1 protein-coding gene and 1 pseudogene are annotated in these 1,443 nt (G+C 63.8%); one reads left to right on the top strand and one right to left on the bottom strand.

What is annotated here, in order from left to right; all coding sequences use genetic code 11:
- Nucleotides 1-14: 14 nt before the first annotated feature.
- Nucleotides 15-311, bottom strand: a pseudogene (locus D9599_RS30580) (transposase); the annotation flags it as partial.
- A gap of 356 nt (nt 312-667) precedes the next feature.
- Between D9599_RS30580 and D9599_RS30585 the strand changes: the two are divergent.
- On the top strand, nt 668-1,443 hold a 776-nt coding region (locus D9599_RS30585; RefSeq protein WP_232481146.1), incomplete at its 3' end, for a protoglobin domain-containing protein.

Consider the following 1,443-nt stretch of genomic DNA (forward strand, 5'->3'; position numbering starts at 1 on the left):
TGTAACAGCCGCTAAGCCACCGCCGCCCGCCCGGCCGGGGGCGTCAGAAATTTTTCTGCGGCGAGGTCCTTCAGGACGGCTTTGTCCAGCATCGCCTCGGCCAGCAACCGCTTCAGCCTGCCGTTCTCGTCCTCAAGCGTCCGCAGCCGCTTGGCCTGCGACACGCCGAGCCCGCTGTACTTGGCCTTCCAGGCATAAAAGGTCGCCTCCGAGATCCCGTGCTTGCGGCACAGATCCCCCGTCTTCGAGCCAGCCTCCTGCTCCCGCAGCACCCCGATGATCTGCTCTTCCGTGAACCGACTGCGCCTCATGTCCGTCTCCAAACAAGTGACGGATTCTACCTCCTTATGGCAGAAATCCCGGGGCTCAGGTCACTCAGCGGCTAGCGAGCTAGCCCCTTCGTAGACCTTCCCGACTCTGTCCGGGGAAGCAGATCCTGGCCCGGGGGAAGAATGGCGGCTTACGTGTCGTCAGTAGCGGGCACCGCTGCCTTTCACGCCAGCCTGCCGGGCGGAAACGGCAAACCACAACAGAATACCCGAGTGGTTTGCTTGGTTAACTGATCATTCAGCGAGACGGGTTATCCATTTCGCAGCCAGCAGTAACGCCCTGACGTGCGCCCAGAATCTGGAGCAAACGTTGCCGGCAGTCGGAGGACAAAAGGCAAATGGCAACGAGACTGGATCCTGTCCACCGCAAGCGTTTCGACGCATTCGGCATTACCGATGACGACTTGGTGCTGCTGAGGCGCCAATCCAGCTACGCGCAGGAGCGGCTTCCGGCTCTCATTACAGAGCTGCGTACGGCCTTTGCCGGCTGGCCGGAGATCCAGGCTGCGCTGATGATGCCTGAGGTTCATCGCGTCCGCGTGGCCCACTGGCAGCGCGTAGTCTCAGGTGAGCTCGGCGAAGGCTTTCTGGAGTCCGCCGAGCGGCTCGCGCAGGCCTTCTATAAGCATGGGGTGCCGAGCTACGCGGTATCGATCTGCCACTCCACCGTCGGCGCTGCGATCTGCCGCGACCTCGGTCTGGATGTGCCGCTTCCTCCGACCCTCTCCATCGCCTGGCTTATGGGTGGTCGCAAGGCAGCTCATGGCAGGGCAGCGCTTGCGACAGCGCTTAACCGGGCGACCTCGCTGGACCTCGAGGTTCTGCTGGAAACCTATGTTGCCGCCGAGCGGAACCTGCGCCGTGCGACACTGGATCGCCTGGCCGAAAACTTCGAGGTGGAGATCGGCGGTGTCGTCCAGGGCGTAAACAGCTCGTCCGCCGGGATGGAAGCTGCGGCTGCTCCTATGGCGGAAGCCGCGGCACGCACGACCGATGGGGCAGCTGCTGCTTCGGCGGCGGCCGAGGACGCCAGCGGAACTGTGCAGACGGTGGCGGCCGCCACCGAGCAGCTGACCGCGTCAATCGGTGAGATCACCCGGCGTATGAGCCAGTC

Source organism: Roseomonas sp. KE2513 (genome assembly GCF_016107305.1).
In the GTDB taxonomy this organism is placed as follows: domain Bacteria; phylum Pseudomonadota; class Alphaproteobacteria; order Acetobacterales; family Acetobacteraceae; genus Roseomonas.